The 16,914-nt window shown below is 68.0% G+C and carries 13 protein-coding genes; 5 read left to right on the forward strand and 8 right to left on the reverse strand.

The window, feature by feature from the left end; translation table 11 throughout:
* Positions 1–51 precede the first annotated feature (51 nt).
* Entirely contained in the window at positions 52–1,455 is a 1,404-nt protein-coding gene (locus tag ACHAA4_RS07000) for a phosphomannomutase/phosphoglucomutase (protein ID WP_435773483.1), read from the forward strand.
* An 88-nt stretch (positions 1,456–1,543) separates the two neighbouring features.
* On the opposite strand, the gene ACHAA4_RS07005 is transcribed toward ACHAA4_RS07000, so the two are convergent.
* The 4 genes from ACHAA4_RS07005 to ACHAA4_RS07020 form a co-directional block, all read right to left on the reverse strand.
* On the reverse strand, positions 1,544–3,670 hold the full coding sequence (locus ACHAA4_RS07005; protein WP_435773484.1) for an iron ABC transporter permease: 2,127 nt from the start codon (positions 3,668–3,670) through the stop codon (positions 1,544–1,546).
* On the reverse strand, positions 3,670–4,674 hold the full coding sequence (locus ACHAA4_RS07010) for an ABC transporter substrate-binding protein (protein ID WP_435773485.1): 1,005 nt from the start codon (positions 4,672–4,674) through the stop codon (positions 3,670–3,672). The genes ACHAA4_RS07005 and ACHAA4_RS07010 overlap by 1 nt, the downstream gene beginning before the upstream one ends.
* 144 nt (positions 4,675–4,818) lie before the next feature.
* Positions 4,819–5,667 (reverse strand): ABC transporter ATP-binding protein, encoded by an 849-nt coding sequence (locus ACHAA4_RS07015; protein WP_435773486.1) that lies wholly within the window; start codon positions 5,665–5,667, stop codon positions 4,819–4,821.
* Between the two features lie 34 nt (positions 5,668–5,701).
* On the reverse strand, positions 5,702–6,646 hold the full coding sequence (locus tag ACHAA4_RS07020; RefSeq protein ID WP_435773487.1) for an SDR family NAD(P)-dependent oxidoreductase: 945 nt from the start codon (positions 6,644–6,646) through the stop codon (positions 5,702–5,704).
* 130 nt (positions 6,647–6,776) lie between these two features.
* Here ACHAA4_RS07020 and ACHAA4_RS07025 point away from each other — a divergent pair, with 130 nt between their 5' ends.
* A complete protein-coding gene (locus ACHAA4_RS07025; protein ID WP_435773488.1) occupies positions 6,777–8,495 on the forward strand; it encodes a flavin monoamine oxidase family protein in 1,719 nt (572 codons plus the stop codon).
* 8 nt (positions 8,496–8,503) lie between these two features.
* On the opposite strand, the gene ACHAA4_RS07030 is transcribed toward ACHAA4_RS07025, so the two are convergent.
* A complete protein-coding gene (locus tag ACHAA4_RS07030; protein WP_435773489.1) occupies positions 8,504–9,295 on the reverse strand; it encodes a carbon-nitrogen hydrolase family protein in 792 nt (263 codons plus the stop codon).
* Between the two features lie 36 nt (positions 9,296–9,331).
* Positions 9,332–11,386, reverse strand: a complete 2,055-nt coding sequence (locus ACHAA4_RS07035; RefSeq protein ID WP_435773490.1) for a threonine/serine exporter family protein — start codon at positions 11,384–11,386, stop codon at positions 9,332–9,334.
* Between the two features lie 183 nt (positions 11,387–11,569).
* Here ACHAA4_RS07035 and ACHAA4_RS07040 point away from each other — a divergent pair, with 183 nt between their 5' ends.
* Positions 11,570–12,019 (forward strand): SRPBCC family protein, encoded by a 450-nt coding sequence (locus tag ACHAA4_RS07040; protein WP_435773491.1) that lies wholly within the window; start codon positions 11,570–11,572, stop codon positions 12,017–12,019.
* A complete protein-coding gene (locus tag ACHAA4_RS07045) occupies positions 12,016–12,573 on the forward strand; it encodes a TetR/AcrR family transcriptional regulator (RefSeq protein ID WP_435773492.1) in 558 nt (185 codons plus the stop codon). The genes ACHAA4_RS07040 and ACHAA4_RS07045 overlap by 4 nt, the downstream gene beginning before the upstream one ends.
* Here the strand turns inward: ACHAA4_RS07045 and ACHAA4_RS07050 are convergent.
* Positions 12,556–13,317: an SDR family NAD(P)-dependent oxidoreductase gene (locus ACHAA4_RS07050; protein WP_435773493.1), complete on the reverse strand. Its 762-nt coding sequence runs from the start codon at positions 13,315–13,317 to the stop codon at positions 12,556–12,558. The genes ACHAA4_RS07045 and ACHAA4_RS07050 overlap by 18 nt on opposite strands.
* A gap of 56 nt (positions 13,318–13,373) precedes the next feature.
* Positions 13,374–14,993 carry an SLC13 family permease gene (locus ACHAA4_RS07055; RefSeq protein ID WP_435773494.1) on the reverse strand — a complete coding sequence of 540 codons (1,620 nt, stop codon included), beginning with the start codon at positions 14,991–14,993 and terminating at the stop codon, positions 13,374–13,376.
* A 261-nt stretch (positions 14,994–15,254) separates the two neighbouring features.
* Between ACHAA4_RS07055 and ACHAA4_RS07060 the strand changes: the two genes are divergently transcribed.
* A complete protein-coding gene (locus ACHAA4_RS07060) occupies positions 15,255–16,874 on the forward strand; it encodes a BCCT family transporter (RefSeq protein ID WP_435773788.1) in 1,620 nt (539 codons plus the stop codon).
* Positions 16,875–16,914 lie beyond the last annotated feature (40 nt).

Here is a 16,914-nt window from a genome sequence, read left to right on the forward strand (position 1 = left end):
CGGTTCTCCTGGGCATGAGCTAGATGACCCCCGCTCACGTAGGATCATCCCGTGACTATTGATCTTTCAGCCTCCTTTAAGGCATACGACGTCCGCGGACTCGTGGACGAGACCATCACCGAAGAGTCGGTGCGCGCCGTGGGCGCCGCATTCGTCGACGTCCTCGGTCTCGCCGGGCAGACCGTGCTGGTGGGCGGTGACATGCGCGCATCCTCCGCGGACTTCACTGCAGCCTTCACCCAGGGGGCCACCTCCCGCGGGGCGAACGTCACCCAGCTGGGCCTGATCTCCACCGACATGCTCTACTTCGCATCCGGCACCATGGAAGCCCCGGGCGTGGTCTTCACCGCCAGCCACAACCCCGCGCAGTACAACGGGATGAAGATGTCCAAGGCCGGCGCTGTGCCGCTCTCGGCGGAGACCGGACTGGAAGACATCCGCGACGCCGCCCAGGCCTACCTCGACGCCGAAGAGATCCCCGCAGTTGAGGAGCCCGGCTCGGTGGAGCTGATCAACATCCTCGCCCAGTACTCCGAATACCTGCGCTCCCTGGTGGACCTCTCCGGGATCAAGCCGCTGAAGGTCGTGGTCGACGCCGCCAACGGCATGTCCGGGCTGACCACCGGCGCGGTGCTCGGCGATGACCTGCTGGCCGCCCTGGCGCTGGAGATCACCCCGTTGTTCTTCGAGCTCGACGGCACCTTCCCCAACCACCCGGCGAACCCGCTGGAGTCGGAGAACCTTCGCGATCTGCAGGCCAAGGTGCGCGAGACCGGCGCAGACATCGGTCTGGCGTTCGACGGCGACGCGGACCGCTGCTTCGTGATCGACGAACTCGGCGAACCCGTCTCTCCCTCCGCGGTGACCGCCCTGGTGGCCCGCCGCGAGATCACCCGCGCCCAGGCCGAGGGTGAAGAGACCCCCGTGGTCATCCACAACCTGATCACCTCCCGCGCGGTCCCCGAGGTCGTGGAGCAGGCCGGCGGCCGGGCCGTGGAGACCCGAGTGGGCCACTCCTACATCAAGGCCGTCATGGCCGAGGAACAGGCGATCTTCGGCGGAGAGCACTCCGCGCACTACTACTTTCGCGAGTTCTTCAACGCCGACACCGGCATGCTCGCCGCGATGCACGTGCTCGCCTCACTGGGCCACCAGGAGCTGCCGCTGAGCGAACTGGCCGCCGAGTTCAACCCCTACGCGGCCTCCGGGGAGATCAACTCAGAGGTCGAGGACAAGGCCGGCGCCGCGGAGCGCGTCGAAGCCGCGTTCACCGACCGTGACACCGAGATCTCCCACATGGACGGGCTCACCGTGCGCGCCACGGACGGCACCTGGTGGTTCAACCTGCGTCCGTCCAACACCGAGCCGTTCCTTCGGTTCAACGGTGAGGCGCACAGCCAGGAGCAGATGGAATCCGTGCGCGACGAGGTCCTCGGCCTGGTCACCCAGGGCTGATCACCCAGGGCCGTTCACACAGCTCTGATCACCTGCTCGACAGCGGGGCCCGGCACCTGGTGCCGGGCCCCGCGTCGTCTGATCCCGCTCAGCTGCGGGTGGAGCGCTTGAGCAGCCACAGCAGGTACGGCGGACCGAGCACCGCCACGACCAGCCCGGCAGGCAGCTGATCCGGCGCGATCACGGTGCGCCCGAAGGTGTCGGAGACCGAGACCAGCACGGCGCCCAGCAGCGCGGCGACGGGCAGGAACCAGCGGTGCTCCCGGCCGACCAGCATCCGCGCCATATGGGGGGCGGCCAGGCCGACGAAGCTGATCACCCCGACGCCGACCACGGCCACTGCGGAGAGCAGCACCCCGATGATCAGCGCGGTGGCGCGCACCCCCGACAGCCGCACCCCGAGGATCCGCGGCGTCAGGTCATCGATGCTGATCAGGTCCAGTTCCCGGCGCAGGAAGATCAGCACCGGGATGGAGAGCAGCAGCATCAGCAGGATCGGGGTGAGGTCGCTCCAGGTGGTGCCGAAGGTCGAGCCGCCCAGGAACGAGATCGCCATCGCCTGGTTATAGGGGTTCGTGGAGGAGATCAGCAGCTGGGTGATCGCCTGCGCGGCGGTCATCACGCCGATCCCGACCAGCACCACCTTCTCGGGGGAGCTTCCGCGCGAACCGGCGAGCAGGAACACCACCAGTCCGGCGAGCACCGCGCCCACGGCGGCCCCGGCGGACATGGTCCAGGCCGAGGTGTTGAACAGGATCAGCGCGATCACCGCACCCGCGCCGCCGGAGGCGGCCACCCCGAGGATGCCGGGGTCCGCGAGCGGGTTGCGGGTCACGGTCTGCACCAGCGCGCCGGCGATCGCCAGCACGGCTCCGGCCAGCACCGCCGCGGCGACGCGGGGGCCGCGGAAGTCCAGAGTGATCTCAATGGCGCGTGCTGCTTCTCCGGAGAGCCAGAGCTGGAGGTCGCCCAGGCGCAGCCACCAGTCCCCCAACAGCATGCCGATCCCGGCGAGCAGCATCAGCAGCACAGCGGCGGCGATGGTGAGCGTGACCCTGCGGCTCAGCGTGATCCCGTGCGGCAGCGGCATCGCGGAGATCTCCTGGTTTCCTCCGGCGCTGCGCATCCGCAGCGCCAGGACCACGAGGAACACCGCGCCGACCAGGGAGGTGACCACTCCGGTCGGGATGGCCACGGCCAGATTGGGGCCGGCCACCGCGAAGACCAGGGCGCGGACCGCGACGTCGGCGCCGATGACGATCAGCGCACCGAGCAGCGCGGAGGCGCTCAGCGCCCAGGTGAAGCGGCCCAGCCGGGTGATCCGGGAGCTGAGCAGGCGCACGATCGCCGGTGCGCACAGGCCCACGAAGCCCAGCGGACCCACCATGGTCACCGCGGCCGCCGAGAGCGCGACGGCGCAGATCAGCAGGCCTGCGCGCAGGAAGGCCACGTTGACGCCCATGGACTGGGCGGTGTCCGCGCCCAGGGACAGCACATCGGTGCTGCGCGCGAGCAGCACCAGGCCGATGGTCGCGGCGATGACCACCGGCAGCAGGGGCAGCAGCCCGGAGAGTCCGGCGAGGTTCAACGTGCCGGCGCCCCAGAGGAAGAGCCCCTGGGTGGACTGGGCGTAGAGCATCAGCAGCGCGGCGGTCACCGAGGCCAGGCCCATGGCCACCACGGTGCCGGCGAGCACCAGTCGGATCGGAGCATGTTCGGAGAACCCGGCGAGCAGCAGCACGACGCCGGCCGCCACGCCGCCGCCGAGGAAGGCCAGCGCCGCGGAGCTCAGCAGCGGCAGCGAGATCCCGAAGGCCGCCGCCGCGGTCAGTGCCAGGTGCGCCCCCGCGTTGACCGCCAGGGTGTCCGGGGAGGCCAGCGGGTTGCGCGTCATCGCCTGCAGCGCGCACCCGGCGATGCCCAGCGCCGCCCCGACCACGAGCCCGCCCACCAGTCGCGGAAGCCGCGAATCGAGCGCGAGGGCCCGCAGCTGGGAGGCGGACTCGCCGTCGTCGGAGCTAAAGAGTGCCGCCAGGAGGTCCCCCGGCGAGGTGGCGGAGGTGCCCTGGGTCAGATGGACCACCGAGAGCAGCCCCAGCAGCACACCGGCGATGACCAGGGCGCCCAATGCAGTGGCCCGCGCCTTCGCCGGGGACCTCTTGTGGTCACCGGGGAGCGGCGTCGGCGCCTCGGCGACACTCTTCAGTTCAGTCACTACTGGCCGGCAGTCTCGGCTGCGGTCTCGGCGAGGTAGTCGATCCACTGACCGGCCGAGGCGGGGCCGCCATAGATCCAGATCTCTTCCACCGGGTGGGTGGCCTCATTCTCGACGAAGCCCAGCGAGTTCCAGACGGAGTTTTCCTCGAGCGCGGAGAAGGGATCCTCGGGCTCGGTCTCGGCGGTCCACCAGTACAGGATCGTGTCGTCCTCGAGCGCGGTCAGGCCCTCGATGTCGGACTGGCTGATCGCAAAGGCCTCATCGCCCTCGTCCTCCCATGCCGATTCCAGTCCGATCTCCTCGCCCAGGGTCTGCGCGAGGGCGCCGGGGCCGTGCATCCGGAAGGTGGCGGTGTTGCCCTCGACGGTCGGGTAGACCAGCACGAAGGGGGTGCCGGCGGCGCCGGCCGCCTCGATGGTCTCGGCCCCGGCGTCGCGGGTCTCTTCGAACTCGGCCCAGACCTCGTCGGCGCGGTCCTCGGCGCCGAGCAGCTCCGCGGTCATCCGGAAGTTGTCCTCCATGTTGCCCAGTGGATCCGAGGCGTCAGCTCCGGGCTGCAGCACCACGGGAGCGATCTCTTCGAGATCCTCCAGCAGACCCTCCGGGACCGAGACGTCCACGCCGAGGATCAGGTCCGGATCGGCCTGGCCGATGGCCTCCAGGCTCGGCTCAGTGCGCAGCCCGACGTGGGTGGTGTCCTCATCCAACGGAGCTGCAGAGTTCCACATTCCGTAACCCTCCAGGTCTGCGACGCCGACCTGGTTCCCGCCGAGGACCTCGACATTCTCTGTCTGCGCCCACTCCAGGGTCACCACGCGTTCTGCCGGTGCCTCCAGGGTGATCTCTTCCCCGCGGTAGTCGGTCACGGTGATCGGCCCGGACTCGGCGGCGGCCGCGTCCTCCTCGGTGTCTTCGACATCGGTGGTGCCACAGGCGGTCAGCGCCATCAGGACGACGGCGGCGGCCGCTGACGTCCTGCCGAGGCGGGGAGAGAAGTTCATGGTGAGAGGAGTTCCTTTCGGTAGGGGTCTAACAGGTCGAACACGGAGTGAAAACTGTGGGTCGGGCAGGGGTGAAGAGGGCAGGCGACCGCTGGGACGCGTTCAGCGTGGATGCGGCGCGACCAAACGAGGTGGACTCAGCAGCTAGGCGGAGAGCAGCACCGGTTCGGCCAGCTCTTCGACGCGGGCGGCGGAGCGTCGCCCGGACCGCTGGGCGCGCACGGCGAGTCCGCCGAAGGGCAGCGTGGCCACGTGGATGTTCACGCCGAAGGTGGCGCTGAGCCGCTCAGCGGTCATCACCTCGGCCGGGGTCCCGGCGGCGGTGATCCTGCCCTCGGAGACCAGGATGACCCGGTCGGCGATATCGGCGGCCTGCTCCAGGTCATGGAGCACGACCCCGATGGTCAGCCCGTGGGTGTCGGCGAGGTCCCGGATCAGGTCCAGCAGGCTCATCTGGTGCTTGAGATCCAGGAACGTGGTGGGTTCATCGAGCAGGAGGACATCGGTCTCCTGGGCCAGGCAGGTGGCGAGCCAGACCCGCTGGAGCTGTCCGCCGGAAAGTTCCGCGACGGGACGATGACGCAATTCCTCGAGTCCGGTCAGCACGATGGCGCGCTCGACCGCTTTCGCGCATGCCTCATCGGTGCGGCTGAAGCGCTTCCGGTGCGGATGCCGGCCGAGCTCGACCACTTCGGTCACGGTCAGCCCGCCGGGGGTGGGGCGCTGCTGCGCCAGAATGGTCAGTCGTTTGGCGAAGGCCCGCGGAGAGAGCGCCGCACTGTCCGACCCGTCCAGGGTGACGCGTCCCGTGGTGTGGGCGAGTCGGCAGATGCCCCGCAGCAGAGTGGACTTGCCGCTGCCATTGGGACCGATCAGGGCTGTGACCCCGCCGGGGAGCAGCTCGACGTCCGCGTCGAGAACCACCGGGGAGGCTCCGTAGGAGACCGAGACTGACTCTGTTCGCAGCGTGGCGGGGGTTCGTTTGATTGGCACATCTGCATGTTAGCAAATTATTGGGAAGGTGAGCCTAACTCGAGTGCAGAAGTTCCGTAGACGCAGCCCAGAGCCGTGCGGCGTTCTCGGGATCCAACGCATATCCCCTCACCCCGTGAGTGCCGTTGATGATCTCCGGGACCGTCTCGGCCTCCTGGCAATCTTCGAGATAGAGCCCGCCGACACCCTCGAGCAGCGGGGAGGCGGCGGCGAGGACCGATGTCGCGGCGCCCTGGGCAGGGGTCTTCATGGCGATGCCGGCGTCGGCCACATAGGCCTTGGTGTCGGCGAGTGCCTGCGGGTCCCAGTGGCGCTGCAGGTTGGTCCAGATGCCTCCCGGCATGACCGCGTTGGCGGCGATGCCCTCCGCGGCCCACCGCCGGGAGGCCTCCACGGCGAAGAGCACGTTCGCGGTCTTGGACTGGCCGTAGGCCTGACCCGGGTCATAGGGCCTGCGTTCGAAGAACAGGTCCTCGTAGACGATGTCTGACATTCCGTGTCCGCTGGAGCTGACCGAGACGATCCGGGCGCCGCCGGCCTCGAGAAGCCCTGCCTGGAGTCCCAGCGCCAGAGCGAAGTGTCCCAGGTGATTGGTGGCGAACTGCAGCTCCCACCCCTGCGGGGTCCGCAGCTCGGGGGTCATCATGATGCCTGCATTGTTGATCAACAGGTGCAGTGGACCTGACCAGCTGTCCGTGAACCGCTGCACCGAGGGGAGGTCGGCCAGGTCGAGCGGTCTGACCTGAGTGGAGGCCTCTGGATGGGTGCGGGCGATGTCATCGGCGACTCGGCGGCCCGCGGGCACGTCGCGCACCGCCAGCACCACGTGGGCTCCTGCCCCGGCCAGAGCTCGGGCGGTCTCCACCCCGACCCCCGAGGAGGCTCCGGTCACGACCGCGGACTTCCCGCGCAGATCAATCCCTTCGAGAACCTCGGAGGCGGTGCTGGTCGCGGTGAAGCCAGAGGTGAAGCGCGCCATGGCGATGGTCCTTTGGTCTTGGGTCGCGTGAGCTCCCACCTTCCACCGGCAGTCTGGACGCTCGCCGGGAGGAGGGGTCTCCCGCCGAAGGTCACACGAACTCCCTCCTCGGCCCCATAAGCTGGTCTTCATGACGCTCTCCAGCCCGCTGCCCGAGACTCCGGATCCGGCGGACGCCGCACCCGGAGAGGACACGCTCACCATGCTGAATCCGGACTTCCCCTTCAGCTATGACCACTACCTGCAGCACCCGGCGGGGCTCGGCAGCATTCCGGAGCAGGCGCAGGGCACCGAAGTCGCGGTGATCGGAGCCGGGCTGGCCGGCGTCGTCGCCGCCTATGAGCTGATGAAGCTGGGACTGAAACCGGTGATCTTCGAGGCCGGGGAGATCGGTGGTCGGCTGAAGACCCAGTCCTTCGCCGCGGCCCCGGAGGTGGTCGCCGATCTGGGTGGGATGCGCTTCCCCACCTCGGGCAAGGCGTTCTACCACTATGTGGATCTGCTCGAGCTGCCCACCCGCGAGTTCCCGAACCCGCTCACCGCGGCGGCACCTTCCACGGTGATCGAGCTGAAGGGCCAGTCTCACTACGCCGAGGACGCGACCCATCTGCCGCCGTTCTTCGCGGAGGTGGCCCGCGCCTGGCAGCGCGCCCTCACCGAGGACGCGGACCTCGAGGCGGTGCAGCAGGCCATCTGTGACCGCGACGTGTCTACGCTGAAGCGGCTCTGGAACCAGCTGGTGGAGCGCTTCGACGACGAGTCCTTCTACGGATTCCTCTCCTCCACGCAGGCGTTCAAGGAGCTGAGCTTCGAACACCTGGAGGCCTTCGGGCAGGTCGGCTTCGGCAGCGGCGGCTGGGACACCGACTTCACCAACTCGATCCTCGAGGTGCTGCGCGTGGTGTTCACCGGCGCCGACGATCACCACCGCAGCATCGTCGGCGGTGCCCAGCGGCTGCCGGTCCAGCTCTGGAAGCACCGCCCGGAGCAGCTGGAGTACTGGGCGGCCGGCACCTCGTTGGAATCGCTGCATGGCGGGGCGCCGCGCGGAGCGGTCTCCGGGATCCACCGCGGCACCAATCCGGCGCTGCCCGGAGGCGGGGTGCGGGTCACCGAGAAATGGGGCCGCACCCAGGAGTTCGCGGCCGCCGTGGTGACCTGCCAGTCCTGGCTGCTCTCGGCGCGCATCGACACCGACGAGAACCTCTTCGCCCCCTCGATGTGGACCGCGATCGAGAAGAGCCACTACATGCTCTCCTCAAAGACCTTCGTGATGGTGGACCGACCGTTCTGGCGGGACATCGACCCGGAGACGGGGCGCCCGGTGATGTCCATGACCCTGACCGACCGACTCCCCCGCGCCACCTACCTGCTGGACGAGGGCCCGGACCGACCCGCCGCGATCCTGCTCAGCTACACCTGGAACGACGACGCACTGAAGTGGCTGCCGCTGGACGCCGCCGAGCGGACCCGGCTGATGCTGCACTCGCTGGCGAAGATCTACCCCGGGGTGGACATCGGCGCGCACATGATCGGCGAGCCGATCACCGTCTCCTGGGAGGCGGACCCGAACTTCATGGGCGCCTTCAAGAACAATCTGCCGGGGCACTACCGCTATCAGGAGCGGCTGTTCGGGCACTTCGTCCAGGACCGACTGCCGGAGCATCAGCGCGGGGTCTTCCTCGCCGGAGACGACATCTCCTTCACCGCCGGCTGGGCCGACGGCGCGGTGACCACGGCGCTGAACGCAGTCTGGGGCGTGCTCCACCACCTCGGCGGTGCGGCGGCGCGTGAGAACCCGGGCCCGGGCGACCTCTGGGAGGACCTCGCCCCGGTGCGGCTGGACTGAGCGGTGCTCTAGAGCCAGCTCCGGTGGAGCTCTGCGCGCCGGTCCTGCAGGTAGTCTGCGCCGCCAGCACCCGATCCCTCGGTCGGCTCGGGCAGATCCACGACCAGCAGACCCGGTTCCGCACCCAGCTCCCCCAGGATCCTCCCGGCAGGTCCGACGACGACGCTGCGCCCATCGAACACCAGCCCGCCCTCGGCGCCGCAGTGATTGGCATAGGCCAGGGTGATCCGATTCTCCACCGCGCGCGCGGGCAGCAGGATCCCCGGCACCGAGGTCTCGTCCCCGGCCAGAGCCGTGGGCACGAGCACCAGCTGAGCTCCACGCACCGCGGCGGCGCGGACCATCTCAGGGAACTCCACGTCGTAACAGACCAGCAGTCCCACCTGCGCTCCGCCCCAGCCGACCACGGGCGGGGGCTGGTCCCCCGGGGCGAAGGCCGCCTTCTCCTCGGGCCCGTAGAGCTGGACCTTCTGGTAGCTGGCGAGCACCTCTCCGTGTTCGTCGGCGAGCTCGGCGGTGATGCCGCGACGATCTGGAGCCTGCACACCCGGCAGGGACCACACCATCGCGATCCCCCGGTCCCGGGCGATGCCCCGCAGCCTGGTCCGGGCCGCCTGGACCTGCTCCGCGCTGACCTGGGTCCGGATCTGCTCCGGGACATAGCCGAAGCCGAACAGCTCAGGCGTGAGCAGCAGCTTCGCTCCCTGAGCGCGGGCCCGGGCTGCGGCGTCGTCGATCAGCTCAAGATTGTGCTCGGACTCCAGCGGGCGGGCGGTGTGCTGCATCAGCGCGATTCGCATGGACCCAGTATCCCCCGCGCTGCGGCCTGGCGGGCGTCAGCGTCGTCGTCCCTTGGTGCGCTCGTTGGACTGCAGGCGTTTCGTCAGCGGCCGCATCAAGACGTCTCCGAGCACGATCCCGGCGGCGATGGCCATGATGATGATCAGCGCATCGAAGATCTCATAGAGACCTGCGGTCCGGCTGACCGAAGACTCACTGATCGCGATCTGATACATCCCGCGGAAGACGATGAGGCCCGGGAGCATGAACATCATCGCGGGAACCGCCACGACCAGCTGCGGGGCACGCAGTCGCAGTGCCACGACCCTGGCCAGCGCACCGACCACGGTGGCGCCCAGGATCGGGGTGAACCACCCCCCGAAGCCCATGATCTCGCCCGCCGAGACACCGGCGAACCCGAGCGCCGCGACGGCTCCGGTGGGCAGCAGCAGACGGTAGGGAGCCTGCTGCACCACCGAGGCCGTGATCGCGGTCAGGAACACCAGGGCGGCAAGGACCCCAGGATGGTAGATCCGCATGATCTCCTGGGTGACGTCCAGCTCCGGGGCACCGGCCCGTCCGGTGAGCACGACGCCGACCATGATCCCCGCAGTCAGTCCGGAGAACGCGACCAGCGAGGAGACCAGCCTGCCTGCCGCAGTGATGGGGAACGCGTTGATCGCATCTTGGATGGCCGAGACGATCCGCACGCTGGGCAGCAGGATCATCAGTCCCCCGGCCACCACCATCGAGGTGGTGATCGGTGCGCCAAGGGTGAGCGCGCAGAGCGCCACGGCGGTGGCCAGGAAGCCGCCCACCGCCAGCGTGAAGATCTCCGGCACCCGCCAGATCGTGAGCTGGCGGGTGACCGCGAGGACCAGAAGCGTGGCCAGGAACCCCAGGGATGCATCCAGCAGCGGTGCCCCCGTATAGCTGGCGAACAGCCCCGCGAAGAGCGCCCCCGCCGTCGCGACGACCCAGCGCGGGTACGGCTTGGGGTCGCCGATGATGTCCTGCAGAGTCTCTTCCGCCTCCGCGCGGGTGATCCGGCCGAACGCGATATCGGTCACCAGGGTGTGCACCTCGGAGAGCGCCCGGAAATTCGCCGACCAGGAACGCACCACCCGCACCCGCGAGTAGGGGATCTTCCCCGGCGGTGACCAGTTCAGGATGATCGACTGATTGGTGATGTCCACATCGGTGTTCTTCATCCCGAAGGCCGAGGTGACCGCAAGGATCGAGGTCTCCACCTCCAGCGCGCCTGCGCCATACCGGAAGAGTGCCTCCCCGAGGTCGAGGACCAGGTTGATCGTGACCAGCTCATCGGCCTCCCCCGGCTCCTGGGCCTGATGCGGGTTCTCGAAGGGAGTCCCGGAGAGCCAGTCCAGCGTCGACATCTGACCCGTGGCCTGCGAGACGGGACGGATCAGCTTCTGCGCCAGGAGCCGTCCGGGGAAGATGCTCCTGCGCCCGGACTGCCGCGGCGCCGTCCCTACGCCTGCCGAGTCCTGCTCCCCCAAGCCCGGTTCCACCGGGGTGTCCACACCGGACTGCACGGGCCATCGGGAGGCACGACGGTCCGCAGACAGCGAATGATCAGACAGGGGATCGGACGGGGGATCGGACGGGGACTCAGACCACGGCCTCGCTCCGCCTCCCGCATCGGGAGGAAAATACGTCGTGGTCGGAAACTGCGGCGCGGACGTCAGGTCCTCGAACCGATAAGACTCCGGGCTGCCCTGGACCTCCGGATCATGGACCGCCTCGGGCCAGTCATGCAGCGTCTCCTCCGCTGCCGAGTGGTGCCAGGAGTCCAGGACGTGCAGGGTCAGGCTGCGCGCGAAGCCGACGTCGTCCTCAGGCTCCTCGGCGGGACGAACGATCGGCCGCAGCAGGGCTTCGTGCTCATCACGGTCGATGCGCGGATCGATGGCCGTGTGAACGCCCGTATGGACAGAAGCGCCCACGGTCTCCGGGACGGCGGCGGGAACAGCCTCCTGCCCGACGGTGGCCGCATCCGTCTCTGCCGAGTCCCGCTCGGAACCTCGGACAGCGTCAGGGGCTACCGGCACGAACCCGGTGTGCGACTGCGTTGAATCATGGGGCTGCATGGGGCCTCCGCGACGTGGAGCATCTGGGAAGAACCCTGATCTGTCCTGCGATTCTGCCATGCGGGGAACAGCTGAGAAAACCCCCCTGAGCGCCCCGGCCACCGGGCATAGATCTCTGCTCATCGTCGTTGACTCCAGCAGAGGCTAACGTTGATAGCCACATTATCGGAAGACAGGAGCATCATGAGCACCACCGTCTCAACGTCGATCACCATCGATGCGCCACCTATGGCCGTCTGGGAGACCCTGACAGACTTCCGCTCCTACCAGAAGGATGGCTGGAACCCCTTCATCAGGTCCATCGAGGGGACCCCTGAGGTCGGCAACAGACTCGTGGTGCACCTGAGAGGCAACGGAGGACGGGGAATGAGATTCACACCCACTCTTCTGGCTGCGGAGCCTGGCCGGGAGCTGCGCTGGATCGGCAAGCTGGGTCTCGGCGGGATCCTCGACGGTGAGCACTCGTTCTTCCTCACCTCGAACGACGACGGCACGACGCACCTGGTGCACAGTGAGCGCTTCACGGGGATCCTCGCCTCCTTGATGAAGGGCACCACCGACCGCGGCGAAGCCGGGTTCGCAGCCTTCAACGAGTCACTCAAGCACCGAGTCGAGACAGGGTCTGCCCGATGACGATGAACGGCGATCCGGCAGAGCCCAGAAGGGACCGCCGCACCGAGCTGGCTCGGGCGGCGCGAGACCTTCTGGAGACCGAGGGTCTGGAGGCGATCACCATCAGGCGACTGGGCGCCGCCGTCGGCATCAAGGGCCCTTCGGTCTACAAGCATTTCCCGGACAAGGCGGCGGTTGAGGCTGAACTGGTCCTGCTGTGCTTCACAGAACAGGTGGACGCGCTCGATGTCCCCGCCGCCACCTTCGATGCGATAGCCGCCGCCTACCGCCGCTGGGCTTTGCGCCATCCGCATGCGCACCGTCTCCTCCATGACCGCCCCATCGACCGTGCCCGACTTCCCGACGGACTGGAGCGGCGCGCGGGGGCTCCGCTGGTCGCCGCCTGCGGAGGCGATGTGCCTTTGGCGCTTGCGGCGTGGGCCACGATCAAGGGGCTGGTCGATCTGGAGCTGGCCGGGCGATTCCCGGCCGGGACGGATGTTCCAGCAATCTACGCGGCGGCTGCCCGAGCCTATGGGGCCGGCGTCGGAGACGCCTCAGGTGCGCAGGTGTGACGCGCCGTTGAAATCAAGAATGGTGCCGGACGCCCAGACCGCTTCGGGAGAGGTCAGGTATGCCACGGCGTGGGCCACCTCTTCGGGAGTTCCGACCCGCCCGAAGGGGCTTTGGGACCGCAGGGCGTCGCCGGCTTCTCCGGAGAGCTTCGACGACTGACGCTCGGAGCTGATGAACCCGGGGGCGATCGAGGTCACAGAGATGCCGTGCGGTGCCAGCGCGAGAGCCAGAGACTGCCCAAGTGCGTGGAGACCGGCCTTGCCTGCGCCATATGCCGGGAAGTCCGGCTCGCCTCGGAAGGCGCCCCTGGATCCGATGTTCACGATCGAACCCGGTGCGCCCCGATCGATCAGGTGCCGGGCCACCAGATAGCTCAGGTTCGCCGCCCCCAGAAGGTTCACCGCGAGCATCTCGTTCCAGACTCGCTGCCAGGACTCATAGTCGACGGCGTCGACCCGATGAGCGGTCGCGTCGCTCGGGGCGATCGCCGCGTTGTTGACCAGAATGTCAATGCTGCCGAGACCGGTCACGGCTGCGTCGACGATGTCGGCGGCCGCCTGGGGGTCGCGGAGATCGCCGCGAACCGCCATGTGCCCGTCGCCGTCGAGCTCTCCGATGACCTGCTCAGCGGCCGATCTGTCGGAGCCGAAATGGACCGCGACAGCATCGCCGCGTGCGGCCAGCACCCTGCTGATCGCACCGCCGATGCCCCGTGAGCCACCGGTCACCAGGACATTCGCCACGACTTCTCCCTCCTGGCGAGTCTCGCCAGATCTCTGCCGAAGACGCGTGGACCGGATCAGAAGACCATGTCGAAGGCGAACGGTCCGATGAGCACGGTGAAGATCGTGATCAAGATGACCCCGACCACGTTGAGGACCAGCCCACCACGGACCATCTCGGTGATCTTCACATACCCGGTCGCGTAGACGATCGCGTTCGGCGGGGTCCCCACCGGCAGCATGAACGCGCACGTCGCGGCCAGCGCGGCCGGGATCAGCAGCGTGATCGGGTCCACCCCGATCCCGACCGCGACACCACCGAGGATCGGGATGAACGTCGCCGCGGTCGCGGTGTTGCTGGTGATCTCAGTCAGCAGCAACACGATGGTCACCACCACCGCGAGCAGCAACACGATCGGCAGCGCACCCAGGCCGCTGACCTGTTCACCGAACCAGGCATCGAGCCCGGTGGACGCCACGGCCGCGGCCAGGGAGAGGCCACCGCCGAAGAGCAGCAGCACGCCCCAGGGCAGGCCTTCTTCGGCGTCTTTCCACTGCAGGGTCATGTTCCCGTGCTTGTCTCCAGGGATCAGGAACAGCAGGACTCCGGCGCCGATGGCGATCACGGTGTCATCGAAGAGTTCCAGCCAGGGCAGCTGTTCGCCGATGTCGCCGATCCCGGAGAGCACTCCGGGCACGATCCAGCAGAACGCGGCCAGGATGAAGACCCCGAGCACGACCTTCTCGCCCTGGCTCATCCGGCCCAGACCGGCGATCTCCTGGTCGATGAGCTTCTTGCCGCCGGGGATCTCCTCGAGCTGGAACCGGAACATCACCCGGGTGATCAACAGCCAGGACAGCCCGATGAACACGATCACGATCGGGACGCCGAGCATCATCCATTGAGCGAAGCCGACGGTCTGGCCGAGTTCATCGCTGATGTAGCCGGCCACGATCGCGTTGGGTGGGGAGCCCAGCAGGGTGCCGAGTCCTCCGATGGTCGCGGCCCAGGCGATGGAGAGCACCAGGGCGACCCCGAAGATCCGGACTTCGCGGTTCTCGATGACGTCGCTGATGGCTCTGCCGGCACGGATCTCTTCACTCATCGATGCGGTCTCGGCCTGAGTGCCGGTGTTGCGGCTGTTTTCGATGACCAGGGTGAGCACGCTGAGTCCGATGGGCAGCATCATCAGGGTGGTGGCGGTGTTGGAGACCCACATGGAGAGAAACGCGGTGGCGATCATCATGCCCAGGATGATCTGGCGGGGGTGGGTGCCGACTCGTTGCAGGGTCAGCAACGCGATGCGGCGGTGGAGGTTCCATTTCTGCATCGCGATCGCGATGAGGAACCCGCCCAGGAAGAGGAACACGATCGGGTTCGCATACGGTGCGGTGACCTCTGCGATCTCGAGGGCGGTCAGGACGGGGAAGAGCACGATGGGCAGCAAGGAGGTGACCGAGAGGGGCATGGATTCGGTCATCCACCACACGGCCATGAGGATCGCGACCCCGGCGACGAGTCGGGCGTCGGCGGACATGTCAGCGGCGCCCAGCAGTGCCCAGACCAGGATCGCGAGGACGATGCCCAGGCCGCGGAAGGCCCAGGTCTTCCCGGGCGAACGCGCAGGACCGGCGGTATCGATGTCGTCCTCGCGCCGGGCCTGCTCAGGCCTTGCGCCCCCGGACTGCTCGCTCATCGCATTGTCCCCGCCTTCTGCTGGCCCCTCTGGCGCATCATGTGACACGTCTCACGTGTGGCTCACAATGTAGAGCACCCCCGGTGAGCTGACTAGGGCCACGGGCCCGGAGCACCCCGGCCTCAGCCAGGTCAGCCTCGCCACGGTCCAACCGGTCGGACGTGGTTGCGTATGCTTGTCCCCGATGTTCTGGCAGCCGCCTGTGCATTCGTCGCGGCGGGCTGTTGGCTCTGATCGCTGAGCCAAGGACGCGTGACACAGATGACGAGCCAGGACAAGGCACCCCGAACCGTGCCAGATGCCGAGCAGAACGGTGTCAGCACGCCCGCACGACGCGCCCGCCCCAACGGAGTCTTCCTCATCTCGGTGGCCGCGCTGCTGAGCTTCGTGCTCTGGGCGGCATTCGCCCCGGAACACCTGAATCTGGTGATGACGGCAGCCTCGAACTGGTCCTCGCAGAACATCGGGTGGGCCTATCTGGTCGTCACCGCGGGCTGCATCGTGCTGATGGTCTACCTCGGACTGAGCCGGTTCGGGAAGATCCGGCTCGGCGAGGACACTGATCGTCCGGAGTTCAGCAACTGGTCCTGGATCGCGATGATCTGCGGCACCGTGATGGGCATCGGTCTGATCAGCTACGGCGCGGCCGAGCCGATGAGTCACTTCATGGTGCCTCCGCACGGGCTCGCCGAACCCGAGACCATGGACGCCGCCGTCCGGGCGATGCAGTTCTCCTACTTCAACTGGGGCCCCAACGCCTGGGCGCTGTTCGGCGTGTTCGGCCTCGCCATCGCCTACTCCACCCATCGCCTGCACAACACGGGACTGATCTCCCCGATGCTGCGTCCGGTGCTCGGCAAGAGCATGGACGGCTGGGCCGGTCAGCTCATCGACATCTTCACCATCATCGCGACGCTCTTCGGCACCACCACCTCGCTGGGACTCGGCGCGGCGCAGATCGCCGAAGGGGTCAACAGCCTCACCGGCATCCCTTCGGACCTGTTCGTGCAGGTCGTCATCATCGCGGGGATCACGGTGGTCTTCACCCTCTCCGCGATGTCCGGGGTGACCCGGGGCATCAAGTGGATCAGCAAGGCCACCATGCTCGCGGCCGCCGCTCTGGGCCTCTTCGTGCTGATCGTGGGCCCGACGGGCTTCATCAGCAACCTTTACTTCCGCTCCATGGGACAGTTCATCGCGGAGTTCCCGATGGTCGCGCTGCTCACCCCGAGCACGCCCGAGGACCTGCAGTGGATGCAGTGGTGGACGTACTTCATGATGGCCTGGTGGCTCAGCTGGGGAGCCTTCGTCGGGATCTTCCTGGCGAAGATCTCTAAGGGACGCACCATCCGCGGTTTCGTGGTCGCGGTGCTGGGCGTGCCGACCTTGGTCTTCAGCCTATGGTTCACGATCTTCGGCGGAACGGCGATCCACCTCGACATGTTCTCCGGGACCAGCATCGGCGAGGCCACCCTGGAGGACACCAACGTGACCTTCTTCGCGCTGCTCGGCGAGCTGCCGCTCACGGCCATCACCTCGGTGCTCACGGTGCTGATGGTGGTCCTGTTCTTCGTCTCCAGCGCCGACTCGAACACCTTCGTGCTCAGCGTGCTCTCCTCCCGGGGGTCGATGCACCCCAGCCGACCGATGCTCGGCACCTGGGGGCTGCTCACCGGGCTGTGCGCCGTCGTCCTGCTGATCGCCGGCGGGCTGCAGGCCCTGCAGCAGACCGCGCTGCTCTCGGCGGTGCCGTTCACGATCATCGTGACCCTGCTGGGCATCTCGCTGATCAAACAGCTGCGCGGCGACGCCCGCTTCACTGACACCGCAGCCGGCCAGGACGCACCGCGCCCCCCGGTCGAGGCGGAGCCGCGCACCTAGCTCCCGCTCCCCCGCTCGGGGCGCCTTCTGCGCAACAATG

Origin of the sequence: Nesterenkonia maliinae (genome assembly GCF_051262655.1) — a bacterium.
GTDB lineage: Bacteria > Actinomycetota > Actinomycetes > Actinomycetales > Micrococcaceae > Nesterenkonia.

Coding starts and splice junctions, on each gene's coding strand:
- ACHAA4_RS07010 (WP_435773485.1), bottom strand. CDS start 4,674: ATGAACTTCTCTCCCCGCCTCGGCAGGACGTCAGCGGCCGCCGCCGTC.
- ACHAA4_RS07020 (WP_435773487.1), bottom strand. CDS start 6,646: ATGGCGCGCTTCACCTCTGGCTTCACCGCGACCAGCACCGCCTCCGAG.
- ACHAA4_RS07025 (WP_435773488.1), top strand. CDS start 6,777: ATGACGCTCTCCAGCCCGCTGCCCGAGACTCCGGATCCGGCGGACGCC.
- ACHAA4_RS07030 (WP_435773489.1), bottom strand. CDS start 9,295: ATGCGAATCGCGCTGATGCAGCACACCGCCCGCCCGCTGGAGTCCGAG.
- ACHAA4_RS07035 (WP_435773490.1), bottom strand. CDS start 11,386: ATGCAGCCCCATGATTCAACGCAGTCGCACACCGGGTTCGTGCCGGTA.
- ACHAA4_RS07040 (WP_435773491.1), top strand. CDS start 11,570: ATGAGCACCACCGTCTCAACGTCGATCACCATCGATGCGCCACCTATG.
- ACHAA4_RS07045 (WP_435773492.1), top strand. CDS start 12,016: ATGACGATGAACGGCGATCCGGCAGAGCCCAGAAGGGACCGCCGCACC.
- ACHAA4_RS07055 (WP_435773494.1), bottom strand. CDS start 14,993: ATGAGCGAGCAGTCCGGGGGCGCAAGGCCTGAGCAGGCCCGGCGCGAG.
- ACHAA4_RS07060 (WP_435773788.1), top strand. CDS start 15,255: ATGACGAGCCAGGACAAGGCACCCCGAACCGTGCCAGATGCCGAGCAG.